General features: G+C 60.7%; 15 protein-coding genes. 8 read left to right on the top strand and 7 right to left on the bottom strand.

Going from position 1 to position 19,155, the window contains the following annotated elements:
* Positions 1 to 132 precede the first annotated feature (132 nt).
* The 3 genes from DCO47_RS11200 (at position 133) to DCO47_RS11190 (ending at position 3,754) form a co-directional block, all read left to right on the top strand.
* Positions 133 to 405 (top strand): HU family DNA-binding protein, encoded by a 273-nt coding sequence (locus DCO47_RS11200; RefSeq protein ID WP_003183171.1) that lies wholly within the window; start codon positions 133 to 135, stop codon positions 403 to 405.
* 227 nt (positions 406 to 632) lie between these two features.
* Positions 633 to 2,504 (top strand): SurA N-terminal domain-containing protein, encoded by a 1,872-nt coding sequence (locus DCO47_RS11195; RefSeq protein ID WP_065615995.1) that lies wholly within the window; start codon positions 633 to 635, stop codon positions 2,502 to 2,504.
* 383 nt (positions 2,505 to 2,887) lie between these two features.
* Entirely contained in the window at positions 2,888 to 3,754 is an 867-nt protein-coding gene (locus DCO47_RS11190; protein WP_116658111.1) for a DUF2242 domain-containing protein, read from the top strand.
* A gap of 382 nt (positions 3,755 to 4,136) precedes the next feature.
* On the opposite strand, the gene DCO47_RS11185 is transcribed toward DCO47_RS11190, so the two are convergent.
* Positions 4,137 to 5,177: an AraC family transcriptional regulator gene (locus tag DCO47_RS11185; RefSeq protein WP_064363665.1), complete on the bottom strand. Its 1,041-nt coding sequence runs from the start codon at positions 5,175 to 5,177 to the stop codon at positions 4,137 to 4,139.
* Positions 5,178 to 5,180: 3 nt separating this feature from the next.
* Positions 5,181 to 6,311, bottom strand: a complete 1,131-nt coding sequence (locus DCO47_RS11180) for a nitrilase-related carbon-nitrogen hydrolase (RefSeq protein WP_064363664.1) — start codon at positions 6,309 to 6,311, stop codon at positions 5,181 to 5,183.
* Positions 6,312 to 6,518: 207 nt separating this feature from the next.
* Here DCO47_RS11180 and DCO47_RS11175 point away from each other — a divergent pair, with 207 nt between their 5' ends.
* From DCO47_RS11175 to DCO47_RS26920, 3 genes are all read left to right on the top strand, one after another.
* A complete protein-coding gene (locus DCO47_RS11175; RefSeq protein WP_064363663.1) occupies positions 6,519 to 8,558 on the top strand; it encodes an NADPH-dependent 2,4-dienoyl-CoA reductase in 2,040 nt (679 codons plus the stop codon).
* Between the two features lie 125 nt (positions 8,559 to 8,683).
* On the top strand, positions 8,684 to 9,610 hold the full coding sequence (locus DCO47_RS11170; protein ID WP_042609172.1) for a 1-aminocyclopropane-1-carboxylate deaminase/D-cysteine desulfhydrase: 927 nt from the start codon (positions 8,684 to 8,686) through the stop codon (positions 9,608 to 9,610).
* 674 nt (positions 9,611 to 10,284) lie between these two features.
* Positions 10,285 to 10,626, top strand: a complete 342-nt coding sequence (locus DCO47_RS26920) for a hypothetical protein (protein ID WP_064363662.1) — start codon at positions 10,285 to 10,287, stop codon at positions 10,624 to 10,626.
* Positions 10,627 to 10,716: 90 nt separating this feature from the next.
* Here the strand turns inward: DCO47_RS26920 and phnX are convergent, their stop codons facing one another.
* On the bottom strand, positions 10,717 to 11,544 hold the full coding sequence (phnX, locus tag DCO47_RS11155; protein WP_042609174.1) for a phosphonoacetaldehyde hydrolase: 828 nt from the start codon (positions 11,542 to 11,544) through the stop codon (positions 10,717 to 10,719).
* A gap of 120 nt (positions 11,545 to 11,664) precedes the next feature.
* The gene (locus DCO47_RS11145) at positions 11,665 to 12,795 is read right to left on the bottom strand and encodes a 2-aminoethylphosphonate--pyruvate transaminase (protein ID WP_116658109.1); all 1,131 of its coding nucleotides are present in this window, start codon (positions 12,793 to 12,795) and stop codon (positions 11,665 to 11,667) included.
* Between the two features lie 111 nt (positions 12,796 to 12,906).
* Here DCO47_RS11145 and DCO47_RS11140 point away from each other — a divergent pair, with 111 nt between their 5' ends.
* Positions 12,907 to 13,767: a LysR substrate-binding domain-containing protein gene (locus DCO47_RS11140; protein WP_065616001.1), complete on the top strand. Its 861-nt coding sequence runs from the start codon at positions 12,907 to 12,909 to the stop codon at positions 13,765 to 13,767.
* Positions 13,768 to 13,869: 102 nt separating this feature from the next.
* Here the strand turns inward: DCO47_RS11140 and DCO47_RS11135 are convergent, their stop codons facing one another.
* Complete coding sequence (locus DCO47_RS11135; RefSeq protein ID WP_116658108.1) at positions 13,870 to 15,264, bottom strand: type VI secretion system Vgr family protein; 1,395 nt, start codon at positions 15,262 to 15,264, stop codon at positions 13,870 to 13,872.
* Positions 15,265 to 15,485: 221 nt separating this feature from the next.
* Between DCO47_RS11135 and DCO47_RS11130 the strand changes: the two genes are divergently transcribed.
* Positions 15,486 to 16,190, top strand: a complete 705-nt coding sequence (locus DCO47_RS11130) for a YebC/PmpR family DNA-binding transcriptional regulator (protein ID WP_064363658.1) — start codon at positions 15,486 to 15,488, stop codon at positions 16,188 to 16,190.
* Between the two features lie 126 nt (positions 16,191 to 16,316).
* Here DCO47_RS11130 and DCO47_RS11125 read toward each other — a convergent pair whose 3' ends face one another.
* Both DCO47_RS11125 and zapE read right to left on the bottom strand, forming a co-directional pair.
* Positions 16,317 to 17,630 carry a leucine-rich repeat-containing protein kinase family protein gene (locus DCO47_RS11125; protein WP_116658107.1) on the bottom strand — a complete coding sequence of 438 codons (1,314 nt, stop codon included), beginning with the start codon at positions 17,628 to 17,630 and terminating at the stop codon, positions 16,317 to 16,319.
* A 214-nt stretch (positions 17,631 to 17,844) separates the two neighbouring features.
* A complete protein-coding gene (gene zapE, locus DCO47_RS11120) occupies positions 17,845 to 18,975 on the bottom strand; it encodes a cell division protein ZapE (RefSeq protein ID WP_116658106.1) in 1,131 nt (376 codons plus the stop codon).
* Between the last annotated feature and the right edge of the window lie 180 nt (positions 18,976 to 19,155).

Here is a 19,155-nt window from a genome sequence, read left to right as displayed (position 1 = left end):
GGCTTTCCTTGACAGCTTTTTAGAGCCCTTGTTATAAAGCGGCTCTTAAGTGTCTGTAGGCCATTCAGCACTCGTTTTTGCTTTCACCAAAAAACTTAGAAACATCTCAAAATAGATATAAGGGGACTTAGAGTGAACAAGTCGGAACTGATTGATGCTATCGCTGCATCCGCTGATATCCCGAAAGCTGCTGCTGGCCGTGCGCTGGACGCTGTAATCGAATCCGTCACTGGCGCTCTGAAGGCTGGCGACTCCGTTGTTCTGGTTGGTTTCGGTACTTTCTCCGTGACTGACCGTCCGGCTCGTACCGGTCGCAACCCGCAAACCGGCAAGACTCTGGAAATCCCGGCTGCCAAGAAGCCAGGTTTCAAAGCCGGTAAAGCACTGAAAGAAGCTGTTAACTGAGTTTTCAGGTTTTTACCCATCCGGGTCGGGGTCAAGCCTGACTTGGCAGCGGAGCGGTAGAGCAGGTGGCTGGAACAGGCACCTGTAACGCCGGGATCGAGGGTTCGAGCCCTGTCCGCTCCGCCAGTTACGAGAAGGCGCATCCTCGGATGCGCCTTTCTTCTATCCGGATTCTACCCACGCTCCACGGTTGCCTAAATTGAAGTTCAACCGTTTCTGGGGGACGCATGCTGCAGAATATCAGGGACAATTCACAAGGCTGGATTGCCAAGACCATTATCGGGGTCATCGTTGCACTGATGGCCCTGACCGGTTTCGACGCCATTTTCCAGGCCACGACTCACAAGAACGAGGCGGCCAAGGTCAACGGTGACGAAATCAGCCAGAACGAGCTGAGCCAGGCCGTTGACATGCAACGCCGTCAGCTGATGCAACAGCTGGGCAAGGACTTCGATGCTTCCTTGCTCGACGAAAAAATGCTGCGCGAATCGGCTCTCAAAGGTCTGATCGACCGCAAGCTGCTGCTGCAAGGCGCCGAACAGGCGAAGTTCTCTTTCTCCGAAGCCGCGCTGGATCAGGTGATCCTGCAGACGCCTGAATTCCAGGTCGATGGCAAGTTCAGCTCCGAGCGTTTCGACCAGGTAATCCGCCAACTGGGTTACAGCCGCATGCAGTTCCGCCAGATGCTGGCTCAGGAAATGCTGATCGGCCAGTTGCGCGCAGGCGTTGCCGGCAGCGGTTTCGTCACCGACGCCGAAGTGCTGGCATTCGCCCGTCTGGAAAAACAGACCCGCGATTTCGCTACTCTGAACGTCAAGGCCGACCCGGCTGCGGTCAAGCTGACCGACGACGAGGTCAAGGCTTACTACGACGAGCACGCCAAGGAATTCATGACGCCGGATCAGGTGATCATCGATTACGTCGAGCTGAAGAAGTCGTCGTTCTTCGATCAGGTCGCGGTCAAGGATGAAGACCTTGAGGCGGCGTATCAGAAAGAAATCGCCAACCTTTCGGAACAGCGTCGTGCCGCTCACATCCTCATTGAAGTGAACGACAAGACCACCGAAGCGCAGGCCAAAGCGAAGATCGAGGAAGTCCAGGCGCGTCTGGCCAAGGGCGAGAAGTTCGAAGCACTGGCCAAGGAGTTCTCGCAGGATCCGGGTTCTGCCAACAATGGTGGTGACCTCGGTTATGCCGGTCCTGGCGTTTACGACCCGGCTTTCGAAAAAGCCCTGTACTCCTTGTCGAAAGACCAGGTGTCGGAGCCGATCCGTACTGATTTCGGTTTCCACCTGATCAAGCTGCTGGGCGTGGAAGCGCCTGAAGTGCCGACCCTCGCTAGCTTGAAAGACAAGCTGACCCGCGAGCTGAAAGCCGCTCAGGTCGAGCAGCGTTTCGTTGAGGCGACCAAGCAGCTGGAAGACTCGGCGTTCGAAGCCTCTGACCTGGCCCAGCCAGCAGCGGACCTGAAACTGACCGTACACACCTCCAAGCCGTTTGGCCGTGAAGGTGGCGAAGGTGTTGCGGCCAACCGTGCCGTGGTCACTGCCGCGTTCAGCCCCGAAGTGATTGATGAAGGTGCCAACAGCACCGCCATCGAACTGGACCCGGAAACGGTGATCGTGCTGCGTGCCAAGGAACACCTGAAGCCTGCGCAATTGCCCCTGGAAAGCGTGAGCGCGGCGATCCGCACTCAGTTGACCAAGGAGCACGCCAGTGCCGAGGCCAAGACCCGTGCCGAGAAGCTGATTGCTGATCTGCGTGACGGCAAGGCGCCGCTGGACAAGGCGGTTGACGGTCAGAACTGGAAAACCACTGAAGCGGCCACCCGTGGTCAGGAAGGGGTCGATCCGGCTGTGCTGCAGGCGTTGTTCCGGATGCCGAAGCCGGCTGCCAAGGACAAGCCGACGTTCACCAGCGTTACGTTGCCGGACGGTAGTCTGATGATCGTGCGTCTGAATGGCGTCAATGAAGCGGCTGCGCCGACGGATGAGGAGAAGGCGCAATATCGTCGCTTCCTCGCTTCCCGCGAGGGGCAGCAGGACTTTGCGGCTTATCGCAAGCAGTTGGAAGCTGAGGCGAAGATCGAGCGGTTCTGATCTTTTGCCTGAGGTGGATTGAGGAAGCCCCGGCCTGGTTGGTCGGGGCTTTTTCGTTTTTGGGCCTGGCGGGTTTTGGGCCGGTCGTGCGCTCGGGGGGTTGGTTCTGTGGGAGCGAGCCTGCTCGCGAAGGCGGCTTGGCGGCCGACCTGTTTCTTCAGATGTACACTGTCCCCGGCATGCGCGACAGTTCTGGGTAGTGTGGCCGTCGAGTCGCCGGGCCACGGCGGATTGCGCGCGCTGGCAGATCATTTGTCGTCGCGGCTTTTTCCTTGCGGCCATGACCGGTAGAGTTGTAACCGATTCTTGACACTATTCCATGCGCCATGGGGCGGCGATCTGTTGCACAATACGCCCCGGACTGTTTTCCCTCAGGATGTTCAATGTTGATTTCCACTCCCATGCGTGTTGTCGGGCTGGCGCTTTTGTTGACTGCGGTGGCCGGTTGTTCGAAGGACAAGCCGATCTATGAGCATGAGAACTTCGATGACTCCGGCACCTTTTCGCGCAATTACCCGGTGACCGATACCGCCAGTTGCGAAGCGGCGCGGCGTGCGTTGCTCAGTCAGGGCTACATCATTACCAGCAGTGATCCGAAGCTGGTCAGCGGTCACAAGAGTTTCCAGCAGACCGGCGAGACGCACCTGGAGATCAGCTTCAACGTGGTCTGTGCCGAAGACGGCAGCGCCGGGCATCACGCTACGGTGTTCGCCAACGCCCTGCAGGACCGTTACGCGCTGAAGAAGACCAACAACTCGGCCAGCCTCGGTGTTGGCGTGTTGGGCTCGGTATCGATGCCGATCGGTTCTTCAGACGACTCGATGGTCAAGGTCGCCAGCGAGACGGTCACTGCGCAGAAGTTCTACGAGCGTTTCTTCACCCTGGTGGAGCAGTTCCTCCCCGCCGATGCGAAGAAGGCTGCGCACATCGAAGAAAAACCGAAAACCGATCTCGGCGTGCCAGAGCCCAAGGCGACGCCTGCACCCGCTGCTGCGCCATTGGTGCCAGCACCTGCAGCGGAACCGGCGCCTGCGCCTGCGCCAGCTGCGGAACCGGCTCCGGCCCCGGTTGAAACCGCGCCAGTGAGCTCCGAGCCAATGGTGCCGCCAGCTGAGTCGACGCCGATCACGCCTGCACCGGCGCCCGCGCAAGAGCCTGCGCCGGCCAGCGAAACCATCACGCCACCGACCAACCCGGATATTCCACCGCCGTCCGAGCCGATCCCGGCGATGCCTGCGTCGGGCCAATAACCCCGCGTTTCAAACTGTAGGAGTGAGCCTGCTCGCGATGACGGTTTATCAGTCACTTCATCAATGACTGATACACCGCTATCGCGAGCAGGCTCACTCCTACATTGTTTTGGGTTGGCTTAAGATCTCGTTACATAGCTGCCACACCATCGCCGCGATAAATCTCCAACCACCTGCTACGTTTTATTCATGAAGGTCGCGTTTCACTTTTCCTTCACACGGGCACTTTATGCTCGGGGCACAGGTCGATTGATCAGCCATTTCACAGCGAGCGGTTTGGGGGATTTATACGATGGATGAGTATCAGGAAGAACTGCTCGAATACCAGGCCTTTGAACTGGATCAACCAGAGCCGGCTGACGATGCAACGGAGCTCTGAGCTTCAAGCTCCCGAGCGATAATTGCGTCGGGATTCGCCGGGCGTGTGGCCGCTCCAGCGTTTGAATGCGCGCTGGAAAGCTTCGGCTGAGGCGAAGCCCAGCAGGTAGGCGATTTCACCGAACGCCAGTTCGGTGTCGCGGATATAGGTCATCGCCAGGTCGCGGCGTGTGTCGTTGAGGATTGCGCGGAACTGCGTGCCTTCTTCGGCAAGCTTGCGGCGCAGTGTCCAGGTGGGCAGTTTCAAGCGTGCGGCGACTTCTTCAAGGTCCGGTTCGCGGCCGCCATTGAGCAGCGGGCCGAGCAATTGGGTGATGCGCTCGCGCAGGCTGCGGGTGCGGGTCAATTGCTCCAGTTCCCGCTCACACAGTTGCAGTAGATGTCGCCAGGTGCTCGGACAATGCTCGGGGTTGCGCAGGGCGAGGCTGCTCAAGCTCAGGCGCAATTGATTGCGTTCGGCGCTGAACTGGATCGGGCAGTCGCCGAGCACGGTGTACGCGTCGCGGTAGTCCGGCGCTTCGAACTCGATTTCGATCCTTTCGGCGCGCAACGATTGGCCGCAAAGCCCCGACAATTGGTGCAGCCAGCCGGCGAGGATCGAATCGACCACGAAGCGGTTATAGGCGTTGTACGGGCTGATCGAGTAGAAACGCAGCCAGGCGCCATTGGCGTCTTCATGGAAACTGGATTGGCCGCGGTAATTGGAACCGTAAAGCGGTTCAAAGCGGGTCAGGCAGCGGGCCGCTTCGCGTACGGTGGGCGCCTGCGCGGCGGTGATGCCGGCCAGACCTGCCTGATTCAAGCGAATCATCCGGCCCATGCGCAGGCCCAGGGCCGGGTCGCCCGTCAGCTGGATGGCGGCATGGCCAAGGCGCATGTAGCGCGGGATTGATAAACGCGCTCCTGCCTCGGCCAGTCGCGCAGCATCGAGGCCGTATTGCTCCAATAACGGCAGCGGGTCGGCGTCGTGGCTGCGCACGGCATCAGCCAGGCTGTGCACGAAGCCTACCGACAGATCCCCGAGACGCATCGGCTGCGGCTTCATGATTTACAGCCAGACGTTCAGCAAACGCGCGCCACGGGTTTCGCCATCGGCGAACTGCTGGCCGTTGCTGCTGAGAAAGCTCCTGCCGGTGCTCGGCTTGTCCCAGAACTGCCCGCGCATGAACACACTGACGCCGGCAATCGCGCGGCTGCTCGGCGGTTGTGCGGTGAGGGTCAGTCGATGCCAGGCCTGGCCTTCACTGAGGTCGCCGGGCTTGAGGCTGACCGACCCTGGCGTGCTCGAACCTTTGTAGCCCCGCCATGGTTTGTCCCAGGCACCCTGGCCAATGACCTGCGCTGGTACGGCCACCAGTTGCGCGCCTTGTTCATCGAGGGTGCGGTAGTTGGCGGGATACCAGCTGTCACTGCCGATCAGGATGCCCAAGCGTCCGGCCGGTGTGTCGACGACCTGGATGGCGTGTTTGTCCTCGGCCTTGATCACGCCTTGCTGATCGAAGATCGGGTGCATCTGCCGTTGCGGCTGGCCCAGCGGCACGCCGTCGCGGCCGAAGACCACGCTGCTGTTGAACAGGGCGCCGCTACCGGGCTTGAGCTGACCGTCGCGAATGCTTGGCTCCGGCAGCACGATGGAGCCGGCCACCAGTGTGACCTGAAACTCCTTGGCCAGGCCCCCGAACAGCGCCTGATAATCCTTGGCCATGGCCTTCGATTTCATCCGCAAGTGCGCGTCGTCCAGACGTTGCTCGCCCTTTGCACTCAGCCAGGCGCGGGCGAACAGCAACGGATTGCTCGCCGCCAGCCAGTTCATCGCCTCAGCCAGGGTCGGCGCCTGGTACAGCTCGTCTTTCTCGCCGCTGATCATCAGCCAGGTGCCGACATGCTCGGGCAAGACCACCACGGTTTTCTCATTGAGCAAGCCTTGATCGCGGGCTTGCTGAAGATAAGCCGCGAGCTTGCGGTGCAGGCGTGCGGAGCTTTGATAATCGGTGGGAAACAGTTCGGGCTGAATGCCCAGGAGGTTGCCGCGATCGGCGGGTGTGCCCTGATCGACAGCAAGCTTGATGCGCAGATCCGACAGGTAATGGCCCGCCGGCCGGTCCGCCGCCCACATGGCGTAGGTGGTCAAAGCGGCAACGAGGGCCATGGAGAAAAACAGATACAGAAGTTTGCGCATGAAAACCAACAACAGCCGGGTACAGAGTGTGGCGCCTAGGGTAGGGCCCATGGCCCGGATTGCCAAGGGGCGCTGCGCATTTGGATCAATAACTTGTCAGTTACGGTCATTGAGTGACAGCGGTGCGCCTCTTAGTCTGTCGAACATGACTGACGGGGGACGCAGAGCTCCCGCAATTTTCCGTGATCGCTCGTTGTGGAGTTACCGATGACCGCCGCTCATTACCCGCATCTGCTGGCCCCGCTGGACCTGGGATTCACCACGCTGCGCAACCGCACCCTGATGGGCTCGATGCACACTGGCCTGGAAGAAAAACCGGGTGGCTTCGAACGCATGGCGGCGTACTTCGCTGAACGTGCCCGGGGCGGCGTAGGCCTGATGGTCACGGGCGGCATCGGCCCGAATGATGAAGGCGGCGTGTACTCTGGCGCGGCGAAACTGACCAGCGAAGAAGAGGCGCTCAAGCACCGCATCGTCACCCGCGCTGTGCATGAGGCCGGCGGCAAGATCTGCATGCAGATTCTCCACGCCGGCCGTTATGCCTACAGCCCGAAGCAGGTAGCGCCGAGCGCGATCCAGGCGCCGATCAACCCGTTCAAGCCCAAAGAGCTGGACGAGGAGGGCATCGAGAAGCAGATCAGCGATTTCGTCACCTGTTCGGTGCTGGCGCAGTCCGCCGAATACGACGGCGTCGAGATAATGGGGTCGGAAGGTTATTTCATTAACCAGTTCCTCGCCGCCCACACCAACCACCGCACCGACCGCTGGGGTGGCAGCTACGAAAACCGCATGCGCCTGCCGGTGGAAATCGTCCGCCGTGTGCGCGAAGCGGTGGGACCGAACTTCATCATTATTTTCCGTCTGTCGATGCTCGATCTGGTCGAGGGCGGCAGCACCTGGGACGAGATCGTCACCTTGGCCAAGGCCATCGAGCAGGCCGGTGCGACCATCATCAACACTGGCATCGGCTGGCACGAAGCGCGGATTCCGACCATCGCCACCAAAGTCCCGCGCGCGGCATTCAGCAAAGTCACGGCCAAGTTGCGCGGCTCGGTGAGCATTCCGCTGATCACCACCAACCGCATCAATACCCCGGAAATCGCCGAGCAGATTCTTGCCGAAGGCGATGCCGATATGGTCTCGATGGCGCGGCCGTTCCTCGCCGACCCGGAGTTCGTCAACAAGGCTGCCGAAGGCCGCGCCGACGAAATCAACACCTGCATCGGCTGCAACCAGGCGTGCCTGGACCACACCTTTGGCGGCAAGCTCACCAGTTGCCTGGTCAACCCGCGCGCCTGCCACGAGACCGAACTCAATTACCTGCCGGTGCAGCAGATCAAGAAAATCGCCGTGGTCGGTGCCGGCCCTGCCGGGTTGTCCGCCGCCACCGTGGCCGCCGAGCGCGGTCATCAGGTAACGCTGTTCGATTCGGCCAGTGAGATCGGTGGCCAGTTCAACATCGCCAAGCGCGTGCCGGGCAAGGAAGAGTTTTTCGAGACCCTGCGCTATTTCAAGCGCAAGTTGCAGACCACGAATGTCGAGGTGTGCCTGAACACCCGCGTCGACGTGACGAAACTGGTTGAAGGCGGCTACGACGAAATCATTCTCGCCACCGGTATTGCCCCGCGCGTGCCAGCGATTCCGGGTGTCGAGAACCCCAAGGTACTGAGTTATCTGGACGTAATCCTCGAGCGCAAGCCGGTCGGCAAGCGGGTCGCGGTGATCGGTGCGGGCGGGATCGGTTTTGACGTGTCGGAATTCCTCGTCCATCAAGGCGTGGCCACCAGTCTTGATCGCGCGGCATTCTGGAAAGAGTGGGGCATCGACACGCAACTGCAAGCCCGTGGTGGTGTGGCGGGGATCAAAGCGGCACCCCATGCGCCGGCCCGTGAGGTGTTCCTGTTGCAGCGCAAGAAAACCAAGGTCGGCGACGGTCTGGGCAAAACCACTGGCTGGATTCATCGCACCGGTCTGAAGAACAAACAGGTACAGATGCTCAACAGCGTTGAGTACCTGAGCATCGATGACCAGGGCTTGCATATCCGCATCGGCGAAACGGGCGAGCCGCAATTGCTGGCGGTGGACAACATCGTGATCTGCGCCGGGCAGGATCCGTTGCGTGAGTTGCACGATGGCCTGGTCGAAGCCGGACAGAATGTGCACTTGATCGGTGGCGCGGATGTGGCGGCGGAGCTGGATGCCAAGCGGGCGATCAATCAGGGTTCGCGCCTGGCCGCTGAGCTGTAAACATATTTTGTAGGAGTTGCCGCAGGCTGCGATCTGTTGATCTTGTGTTCGAAAGCAAGATCAAGAGATCGCAGCCTGCGGCAGCTCCTACTAATATGTGGTCTTTTCCAGATTGTGCTGTGCCCATGCTTCTGCCTCCCGCCAATTGGCTACCCCAAGCTCCCCTCGAACCCCTCCATCTGGACTGGCTGGCAAGCGCCGACATCGAAGTCGCGATCCTGCGCCTCGATCAGATCGACCCGCTGATCAGTGGCAACAAGTGGTTCAAACTCGCCGAACACCTCAAAGCCGCCGAGCGCGCCGGTGCCGACGGCATCATCAGCCTCGGCGGTGCGCATTCCAATCACCTGCACGCGCTGGCGGCGGCGGGCAGGCGGCTGGGATTCAAAACTGTAGGGCTGCTGCGTGGGCACCCGCAGGACACGCCGACGGTGGAGGATCTGCAAGCGTTCGGCATGCAGTTGCACTGGCTGGGTTACGCCGGCTACCGCGCCCGGCACGAGCCGGGATTCTGGACGCCCTGGCAGACTCAGTATCCAACGTTGCAGGCGGTGCCCGAGGGCGGTGGCGGACTGGCCGGTGCCTTGGGGTGCGCGGCGATCAGGCAGCAGGTCGATGAACAATTGCCAAGGCTGGGATGGAATGATTTCGACGCCTGGTGGCTGGCCTGTGGCACGGGCACGACACTGGCCGGGCTGGCAATCGCCGAGAAAGGCAAGCGCTCAGTGTATGGCGCGCTGGCGGTGCCGGATGATCACGGCGTGGCGCCGAATATCGAATCGATTCTTGCGCACGCCAACGGGCCTGCGGCGGACTATCGGCTGATCGATGCCAGCCGTGGCGGCTTCGCCAAGGTTGATGAGGCGTTGCTGAACTTCATCGAACAGACCGAGCAGGCCACCGGCATTCCTTTGGAACCGCTGTACACCGGCAAGGCCGTGCTGGCGCTCAAGCGGCATGTCGAGTCGGGCGGATTCGCCGCCGGTACTCGTCTGATTTTCGTCCACACCGGTGGCCTGCAAGGGCGGCGCGGGATTGCCGCGACGCCGTGAAGCTCAGCCGCGCTTGGGCATTCTTTGCAGCAAGGTGTTATTGCGCACCATCTCATCGAACACCGTCCTTACGCTACTCAGTTAACTGTGAATTCGCCGGAATATTTATGCCTGCAAGGTGAGATGTTTTGCAGTCAGGATAACTGCGTGCTACCCGGTTTTAATTTGCCAGTTAGTTGGAAGTAACCTGTTATGTGTTTTTATATCTGGCGTAACTTTATGTTGTTTATATCTTGTGTTTTGTTTTGGTTTGAATAGTTGGTTTTGGTTGATTATTGTCTGGTCGAGTCTTTAGTTGATTGTTAAAGATTTAATGTCTATTTTTTAATTTGAGTATGAATATGAAAAGTCCGACCCCGAAGCCTCGCCCCTCTACCACTGCGCCAAAACCAGTCGTACCGACCAGGCCGGTTGTGCCAGCCAAACCACCGGCACCGGCACCGAGCAAACCTGCGCCAACCAAACCGGTAGCACCGGGCAAGCCTGCACCAACCAAACCGGTTACACCGAGCAAGCCTGTGCCAACCAAACCGGTTGCACCGAGCAAACCTGTAGCGCCACCCAAACCTGCGCCAACTAAACCGGTTGCACCGACCAGGCCCGTAGCGCCACCCAAGCCAGTGGCAACCAAGCCAGTAGCGCCGACCACGCCCGTCGACAACAAGCGGCCGCCAATGCCATGGCCGACCATCAATGTTAATGTTGATCCGGTGGCCCTGATAACGCTGATTCAAACTATCGGCGCGACCGTCAATGCTGATGGTTCCACCACACTATCGGATGGTAGCGTGGTGGATGTCGATAACACATCCATCAAACGTCCCGACGGCATCATTCAATATGAGGACGGCCGTGTAGAGTATCCGGACGGGCGTATCGTCTGGCCGGATAACACTGTTGAATATCCTGATGGCCGTATTGTCTGGGAAGATGGAACTGAACAGTTGCCGGACGGTAGTGTTAAACATCCCGATGGCCTTGCATACGACGCAGAGAGCAATCTGGTGTCGGCGTAAGTAATTACCTGGCACTGGCCTGATTCCAGGACCGCGCAAAAAAAAACACCGCTGATCGTTATTGATCAGCGGTGTTCTGGTTTTTCAGCGTCAGGCGTTTTGCGGCATCTCACCATTGGCCAGACGCTTGTTGATGTCGGCAATCACTTGCGGCAAATCACTGATGGTGTCGATCATGTAATGCGGGCGCGAGCTTTCGAACAGTGCATGAATGCGCGTGCGTTCGCTGGTCAGTTCGTCGCTACCCAGCGCGCGGAAAGCCTCGTAGTCCAGACCCAGCGCGTTGCCCGAGCAAATCAGCGCAACCGTCCACATGCCGGCCCGGCGACCTTCGAGAATGCCCGGCACGGTGTCGTCGATCTTCACGCAGGCTGCCACATCGTCGATGCCCAGGGCGATCACGTTGGCCAACGCTTGCGCCGGCCATGGGCGACCGTTTGGTACTTCGTCGGTGGCGACGACGTGGTCGGCGACATAGCCGTTGCTGGCGGCCAGTTCGACGACTTTATCCATGACCGCTTTCGGGTAGCCGGAGCAGGAACCGATCCTGATCCCTTGCTCGCGCAGTTGGGCGATGGTGTCCAGCGCGCCGGGAATCAGTGCCGAGTGCTCGGCGATCTTCTCGATCTGCAGCGGCATGAAGCGGTTGTAGATGGCGGTGACGTCGTCATCGGTCGGCGTGCGGCCGAACACCTTGCGATAACGCTCGGCCACCTGCGGCTGGTCGCACAGGGTGCGGATGTGGTCCCACTTGCCCATGCCCATTGGCCCGCGGGCTTCTTCGATCGACACCCGCACGTCGAACTCGGCGAAGGCTTCGACGAAAATCTGCGTCGGCGCAAACGAGCCGAAATCGACCACGGTGCCGGCCCAGTCGAGAATCGCGGCTTGCAGGCTGGTTGGATTGGTGTAGTTCATGGCAATCAATTCCTGATTTGGCAATACGATTCAAATGCAGGAGGGAGCCTGCTCGCGATAGCGGTTGATCGTTCAACATCTTCGTCGACTGACAGGGCCTCATCGCGAGCAGGCTCACTCCTACAGGGGATTTGTGGTGGGATTTATGTCGAGCACTTCCATCTCCCGCAGCACTTCAGCCACGGCTGCCACCGCTTGGCGCATGTCGTCCGGGGTGACGTGGCCGATGCAGCCGACGCGGAAGGTGTCGACCTGGGTCAGCTTGCCGGGGTAGAGGATGTAACCCTTGGCCTTGACCCGTTCGTAGAAGTCCTTGAAGCGATAACGCGGGTCCTTCGGCGCATGGAAAGTGACGATGATCGGCGCCTGAATTGCTGCTGGCAGAAAGCTGCGCAAACCGATTTTGTTCATTTCTGCCATCAGCGCCTGGCAGTTGGCTGCATAGCGCGCATGCCGCGCCGGCAGGCCGCCTTCTTCGCTGTATTGCAACAAGGCTTCGTGCAGCGCGGCGACCACGTGGGTCGGCGGGGTGAAGCGCCATTGGCCGGTTTTCATCATGTAGACGTGCTGGTCGTACAGGTCCATCGCCAGCGAGTGCGAGTTGCCAGCGGCGGCGGCCAGAGATTCCTTGCGGGCAATGACAAAGCCCATCCCCGGTACGCCTTCCAGGCATTTGCCAGAGGCGGCGATCAGTGCATCGAACGGCACTTTCTGCGCATCCACGGGCAACGCGCCGAAGGAACTCATGGCGTCGATGATCAGACGTTTGCCGTGTCGCGCAACGACCTCAGCGATTTCCGCCAGCGGATTGAGAATGCCGGTACTGGTTTCGCAGTGAATCAGCGCTACGTGAGTGATGTTGGCGTCGGCGCGCAGCAGTCGGTCGACGTCGGCAGCGGTGGTCGGTTCGTCTTCGGCGGTTTCGAAGGTGCTGAACGAGCGGCCAAGCACTTCGCAGATCTTCGCCAGACGCTTGCCGTAGGCGCCGTTGATCAGCACCAGTACTTGTCCATCGCGCGGCACCAGCGTGCCGATCGCCGCTTCGACGGCAAACGTGCCGCTGCCCTGTAACGGCACGCAATGATGACTGGCGGCGCCGTTGAGTATGCCCAGCAATTGCTCGCAGAGGCTGGCGGTCAACTGGTTGAAGCGATCATCCCACGAACCCCAGTCGACCATCATGGCCTGACGGGTGCGGGCCGAAGTGGTCAACGGCCCGGGAGTGAGAAGAATCGGTGCGGCGGTGCTCATTCGTGTGTCCTCGGGAATACGCTGGGATGAAGTTATGGGGCGTACGTTGCAATTCGCCGCTTCATCAATCAAATTGTTTGTTGTTATGCCAGCCATCAGTGAGAGTTATTCATGAACCTGTTCCAGCTGCGCGCCTTCGATGCAGTGGCCCGCGAAGGCAGCTTCACCCGCGCTGCTGCGCGGTTGTTCATCAGCCAGCCGGCAGTCACCGGACACATCAAGGCGCTGGAGGAGCACTACCAGATCACCTTGTTGCGGCGCACCGCGCGACGGGTGGAGCTGACCGAGGAGGGCACCAGACTGGCAGCGATCACCCGGGCCATGTTTGGCCTGGCAGAAGAAGCGCAGACACTGCTCGAAGCCAATCGGCAGTTGCTGACCGGGCGTCTGGAGGTGGCAGCGGACGGGCCGCACCTGGTCATGCCGATGTTGGCGAGCCTGCGCGCGCGCTACCCGGGGATCACCGTGAACCTGCGTCTGGGCAATGCCCAGGAAACCCTGGCGGCGCTGTTGTCGGAGCACGCCGACGTTGCGGTGCTGACCGAGGTCGAGCCGCGCAAAGGCCTGCATCTGCAAGCACTGAGCGAGTCACGGATCTGCGCGCTGGTGCCGGCAGCGCATCAATGGGCAGCGCGCGCGGGGGAAGTGAAACTCAAGGAGCTGGATCAGGTGATCATGGTTTTGCGCGAGCCGAGTTCGATCACCCGCCGCACGTTCGATCAGGCGTGTGCGCAGGCGTCGATCAATCCCCGAGTGTTGCTGGAGTTGGACAGTCGCGAGGCGGTGACCGAAGCGGTCGCGGCGCAGTTGGGTGTCGGTGTGGTGTCATCGGTGGAGGTCAGCCACGACCCGCGCGTGGTGGCGATCCCCATTGCCGGGGAAGGGCTGGTCAATCGACACCTGCTTGGCTGCATGGAGCGACGACGCGCGTTGCGCTTGATCCAGGCCTTTTTTGATCTGGCGCCCGACTGAAACCGAGGTGACTCCTTCGCGAGCAGGCTTGCTCCCACATGAGTGCTGCGCTTGGCGCAATGAATGTGGGAGCTGCCGAAGACCGCGATCTTTGACTTTGCTCTAGTGTTCGGCGCGGTTGATCAGCCAGTCGAGCAGCAGGCTGTCGCGCGCGGGCTCTGACTCCCGGGCCGGTGGCTGGCGGGCGTGACCGAGGCACAGGATCGGTCGGTCCGGATCGCTATCGAGAAAGCTGACCCATACTTCGCTGCCGGCACCTGGCAGTTCATCGACGGCGACGGGTCCGTTCAGCCGGCTCATGGCGATCGGCAGCCAGAGGGCGGCACTGTCATTGCCGGGCTGATGGTCTGCGGGCCACAAGGTCACGGCGAGACAGCCGTTTTCGTTCACTTGCGCAGGCTGCCCCGGCGCACCCGCCACCCGCGCCACGTGATAACCGGCCACATTCGGACGCGGCTGTTTGAGTGGCGGACGAAAATCGTTCGACCAGGGCTGAGCGGTAAAGTCGTTGTGATAGCGATGAGCGTTTGGCGCCGGATCAAGGATCGACGGGTGTTGCCCATGGTGACGTACGGCACTGATCAGCCACTGTTCATTGAAATGACTGATCGGGTGATCTGCGACCAGCAGCAAACGGCCACTGAGCAGAGAGCAGCAATCACTGCGCCCGTGAATGGAGCGCAGTTGGCAGCGTTGTCGCTGCAGATGACGACGACTGCGTTGTTCGGCGTGCAGGCGCTCCAGTGAGCGCGCTGGCACCGGCAGCGGCGGGGAAACTTCGTTCGCCGCTTCGCCGTTGCAGGCTGGCTGGCCGCGATTGCGCACCGCATGCAGCATTGGCACCGGTGCCGCACGATGCTGTTGGTAGAGAACGCTTACGCAGGGCGATGGCGGTTGGTCTTCGGCATTGAAGGGGATTTCGACCGGTTCCTGCGGCAGGCTCAGGCTGTCGTCGGCGAACACCACGACGTGTCCGTCCGGCCCGTGTTCGAAGTGATAGTGGATGCCTTCTTCTTCGCAGAGCCGTTGCAGCAGCGCCAGATCAGTTTCTTCGTACTGAATGCAAAACGCCCGGGCCGGGTAGTGGCCCACGGTCATTTCCATGCGGTAGCTGTGCGCTGGCAGGGCATGTTCTTCGAGCAGTTGTTGAATGATCTGCGGCGCACTGAGGTGGGTAAACACGCGTCGTTGCTGCGCTTGCGCCAGTTGTTGCAGATACGGCACCAGAATCAGCCGATAGCCGACCCGATGCGTGCCGCGATGCTCGCAACTGGCACTGGAGATTGTGCCGTGGAAGCCCTGCTGTTCACTCAGCCGCAAAAAGGCTGGCCTGTGCAGGAAGGATCCCGGAGCGATGGCCGGGGCCAGGCCGAGCAGTTCGATGTCGAAACGGTAGGGCTGGTTCAGCGCTTCCTCGCCGCGAAAACGCACCACCGGCAGGCGCAATCCACTGTCGGTCAGGGTAAGGGTGAACGGACTTTCCTTGTCATTGAGCATTCGAGCAAGCCCTGTCAGGCGATACGGGGAATCAAGGGTACGAAACCGTCGGGCTGAATGGTCATGTCAAAGGCGCTTTTCAGAATTCCCCTACACGCTTTGGTGAAGATGTCGATTCCGTCAGCGGTTTTTTTGGTCGATTGCCGACTTTAGGCCGTATAAACTTGCCGCCACGCGTCGGCCAATAGATGTCTCGGCGCCACAGATCAAGAGAGTGAGTAATGGGCGCACAGTGGAAGGTTAAACACAAAGAAGCGGCAGCCAACGCCAAAGGAAAAATCTTCGGCAAACTGGTGAAGGAAATCACCATTGCTGCGCGCAACGGCGCCGATACCGCCACCAACGCACACCTGCGTCTGGTGGTCGAACAGGCGAAGAAAGCCTCGATGCCAAAAGAAACCCTCGATCGCGCGATCAAGAAAGGCGCCGGTCTGCTGGGTGAAACCGTGCAATACCATCGCGTCACCTACGAAGGCTTTGCCCCGCATCAGGTGCCGCTGATCGTCGAATGCGTGACCGACAACATCAACCGCACCGTCGCGGAAATCCGCGTGGCGTTCCGCAAGGGCCAGTTGGGCGCTTCCGGTTCGGTGGCATGGATGTTCAACCACGTCGGCATGATCGAAGCCGCACCGGACAGCCCCGACGCCGATCCGGAAATGGCCGCGATCGAAGCCGGCGCCCAGGATTTCGAGCCGGGCGAAGAGGGCGCGACGCTGTTCCTCACCGACCCGACTGATCTTGATGCCGTGCAGAAAGCCCTGCCGGAACAAGGCTTCACTGTGCTGTCGGCCAAGCTCGGCTACCAGCCGAAGAACCCGGTCGGCGGGTTGAGCGACGAGCAGATGGCTGAAGTCGAAGCGTTCCTTGAAGGCCTCGACAACCATGATGATGTGCAGGACATGTTTGTCGGCCTGGCTGGCTGATCTGCTGCTGTATTGATCTGTGGCGAGGGAGCTCGCTCCCGCTCGGCTGCGCTGCAGTCGTCGCTTTTTCGGGACGGCTTCGCCATCCAGCGGGAGCAAGCTCCCTCGCCACAGTGTTCGTCTCCGTCAGTGATCTTGCAGAAGTTCTATCACTTCGCTGAATGCCGGGCGTCCCAAGACATCCGCCTGACAGCAGCGCCGCTCCAGCGCTTCCAATGCCAAGCGCCGCTCTGTACTCAACCCCGAGTCGACACGCTCCAGCAGCTCCCCGAGCAACACGCCGAACGCGCGCACTTCCAACCGCTGCAACGCGCGTGTCTGTGCGTCATCGGTGGTGGCATGAAACGACGCCGCGCCAAAATCCCCCAGCAGACAATCGCCCTGAGTGTTCAACAGAATGTTGTGACCGTAGAGGTCGCCGTGGGTGATGCCTTGTCGATGCAGATGCTCCGCCGCCGAAGCGATGCCCTTGGCGATGCGCAGGGCCACGTCGGCCGAGAACCGGCAATCTTCGGCATAGACGTCCCGAGAGCATGAGGCCAGGCTCGGCAAACCCGCCAGATTGCGGAAGCTCGGATCAACCAGCTGCATCACCAATCCCTGCTGCTGATCGGGATGGCCGCTGATGCGCCCTTCGACGCGGATCAGGTTCGGGTGCAAGCCTGCGGTGATGCAGGCGTTCATCTCGTGCAACGGCGAGCCGTCGCTGGTCATCTCGCCTTTGTACAACTTCACCGCGACCGCCTGCGTCGTGCCATCGTCGCGCTGCCAGATCGCCCGGGAAATCACCCCGGAAGCGCCTTCGCCCAGTTGTTGCTCAAGGCACAGCGCCGACCAGTCGATCAGCGGCGTGGCCTCAAGGGCAGCGGCATCGGCTTCGGTTTCCAGCGGATTGCCGGCGTAGGCCAGCCAGGTCAGGCTCGGCAAGGTCAGCAGCCACTGTGGCAGCTCGTCGAGTTGGTTGGCGGCGATACGGATCAATTCCAGCCGATGGCAGTGACGCAGGGATTCCGGCAGCGATTGCAGACGATTACCGGCGAGCATCAGTTTCTGCAGGGCGGGCCGTTCACCGAGTTCGCTCGGCAGGCTTGCGATGCGGTTATCGGTGAGGATCAGCCAACGCAGCTGCGGCGGCAGGGCGGCACCGGGGACATCGACGATGCGATTGGCCTTGAAGCCGACCATCGTCAGCGCCTCGCACTGGCCGAGGCAGGCCGGCAGTTCGCTGAACTGGTTGTCGGAGCAGAACAGCACGCGCAGGCGTGTCAGGCGGTGCAAGTCGTCGGGCAGGGTGCTCAAGGCATTGCCGCTGAGGTTGAGCACTTCCAGCGTGTCGGCCAGTTGGAAAATTTCCCGGGGGAATTCGGTGAGTCCGCAAGACAGATCGAGGCGGGTAATGCCAGACAGCTCGCCGGCGCGCAGTTGAGCAAGAGTATGCATGTTTGGTTTCGCTATTGATCGGTGGAGCGACGCGGGGGCGCTGAGGATGGGCGACATGATAGCGGTAAAGCGGATGTTAAACGGGGCAGGATGCTGGAATCACACCCGGTCATTGTAGGAGTGAGCCTGCTCGCGAAGACGGGTTATCAGTCACATCATCAGCATCTGAAAGAGCGCTATCGCGAGCAGGCTCACTCCTACAGGGGGCCGGGTGTCAGCCAGATTCGTGGATTTCCTGTAATTGCCCCAATCGGCTGCGCGTGCGCGCCAGGTCGATGGCGTGGCCTTCCAGGCTCTGGCCCAGCGGCAGTTGGCCGAGCAGGGTCAGGTGTTTGTCCTGATCGTAAAGCACGTCGATCAGATTGATGAAGCGCTGTTGCACGGCGATCGGACAGTCCCCGAGCGGTGGCAGGTCATCGATGATCCACTGGTCGAAACGCTGGCAGAGCTGCAGATAATCCATGACTGCCGTCGGTTGTTCGCACAGGTCATTGAAGGTGAAAGCGACGCGCCGGCCCTCGCACGATCGCGCCTGAAGCTGGCGCTTGCCGACCTCGAGCGCTATGGCAGGCGCATCGGCTGGCGGCAGGCTCAAGGCTTGGCGCTGCTCTGACGTCGCCGGCCACACGTAATGCCCCTGGGTAAACACCTGATGCGTGTGCTGGCGGTTGAGCGTGCGGTAATCGTGGGCGCCGCCGACTTCCATGACCTGCATGCGCGTGTTGATCAGCTCGATCACCGGTTTGAAGCGTGCGTGATACAGCGGATTGGGCAGCAGGCCCTCCGGCGCATAGTTGGACGTGACCAACAGCATGATCCGCCGTTTGAACAGCGCCTTGAACAGGCGCGTGATGAGCATCGCGTCGCCGATGTCATGCACGTGAAACTCGTCGAAACACAGCGCCTGACAATCTTCCAGCAGCTCGTCCAGGGTGATTTCCAGCGCGTCTTCCTGCTGGCGATGACGGAACATGCCGTCATGCAGTCGGGCGAAGAACTGATGGAAATGCAGGCGACGTTTACGGGTGATCGGCAGTGCCTGGAAGAAGCCGTCGAGCAGCCAGCTCTTGCCGCGCCCGACCGCGCCGTACAGATACAGACTGGGTGGGGTGAGTCCGCTGTCGCCCAACAGCACGCTGGCCTGTTGCGCCATGCAATCAATGACGTGCTGCTGACTGCGGCTGAGGGTGTAGCCCTGACTGTGGGCCTTGTCGCGAAAGTAATCGCGGATGATCGCGGCATTGGCATCGTGCCCGGCGCTGGCGGGCAGGCCGTTGCCGAACAGGCGGCGCAGCAACGGCCAGCGTTGGCTCAGTCGTGATCGTTTCGGCGTTCTTGCGGGCACGCGGCACAGGCTCCTGATGGATTGGCCGGCTCCACCGGGAGCGCGGTGGTCCAAGTGTAACCAGACCTCCAGCGTTGGCTCCATGAAATATGCACACGGTCCCTTGTAGGAGTGAGCCTGCTCGCGATAGCGGTGTGTCAGCCAAAGGCGATGTGACAGACAAACCGCTATCGCGAGCAG

Origin of the sequence: Pseudomonas sp. NDM (assembly GCF_003105095.1) — a bacterium.
Classification (GTDB): Bacteria; Pseudomonadota; Gammaproteobacteria; order Pseudomonadales; family Pseudomonadaceae; genus Aquipseudomonas; species Aquipseudomonas moraviensis_A.
This window is presented reverse-complemented; position numbering and strand designations above follow the sequence as displayed.

Coding starts and splice junctions, on each gene's coding strand:
- DCO47_RS11135 (WP_116658108.1), bottom strand. CDS start 15,264: ATGCTCAATGACAAGGAAAGTCCGTTCACCCTTACCCTGACCGACAGT.
- DCO47_RS11195 (WP_065615995.1), top strand. CDS start 633: ATGCTGCAGAATATCAGGGACAATTCACAAGGCTGGATTGCCAAGACC.
- DCO47_RS11180 (WP_064363664.1), bottom strand. CDS start 6,311: ATGCGCAAACTTCTGTATCTGTTTTTCTCCATGGCCCTCGTTGCCGCT.
- DCO47_RS26920 (WP_064363662.1), top strand. CDS start 10,285: ATGCCATGGCCGACCATCAATGTTAATGTTGATCCGGTGGCCCTGATA.
- DCO47_RS11145 (WP_116658109.1), bottom strand. CDS start 12,795: ATGAGCACCGCCGCACCGATTCTTCTCACTCCCGGGCCGTTGACCACT.
- DCO47_RS11190 (WP_116658111.1), top strand. CDS start 2,888: ATGTTGATTTCCACTCCCATGCGTGTTGTCGGGCTGGCGCTTTTGTTG.
- DCO47_RS11170 (WP_042609172.1), top strand. CDS start 8,684: ATGCTTCTGCCTCCCGCCAATTGGCTACCCCAAGCTCCCCTCGAACCC.
- DCO47_RS11130 (WP_064363658.1), top strand. CDS start 15,486: ATGGGCGCACAGTGGAAGGTTAAACACAAAGAAGCGGCAGCCAACGCC.
- phnX (WP_042609174.1), bottom strand. CDS start 11,544: ATGAACTACACCAATCCAACCAGCCTGCAAGCCGCGATTCTCGACTGG.
- DCO47_RS11175 (WP_064363663.1), top strand. CDS start 6,519: ATGACCGCCGCTCATTACCCGCATCTGCTGGCCCCGCTGGACCTGGGA.
- DCO47_RS11125 (WP_116658107.1), bottom strand. CDS start 17,630: ATGCATACTCTTGCTCAACTGCGCGCCGGCGAGCTGTCTGGCATTACC.
- DCO47_RS11140 (WP_065616001.1), top strand. CDS start 12,907: ATGAACCTGTTCCAGCTGCGCGCCTTCGATGCAGTGGCCCGCGAAGGC.
- DCO47_RS11185 (WP_064363665.1), bottom strand. CDS start 5,177: ATGAAGCCGCAGCCGATGCGTCTCGGGGATCTGTCGGTAGGCTTCGTG.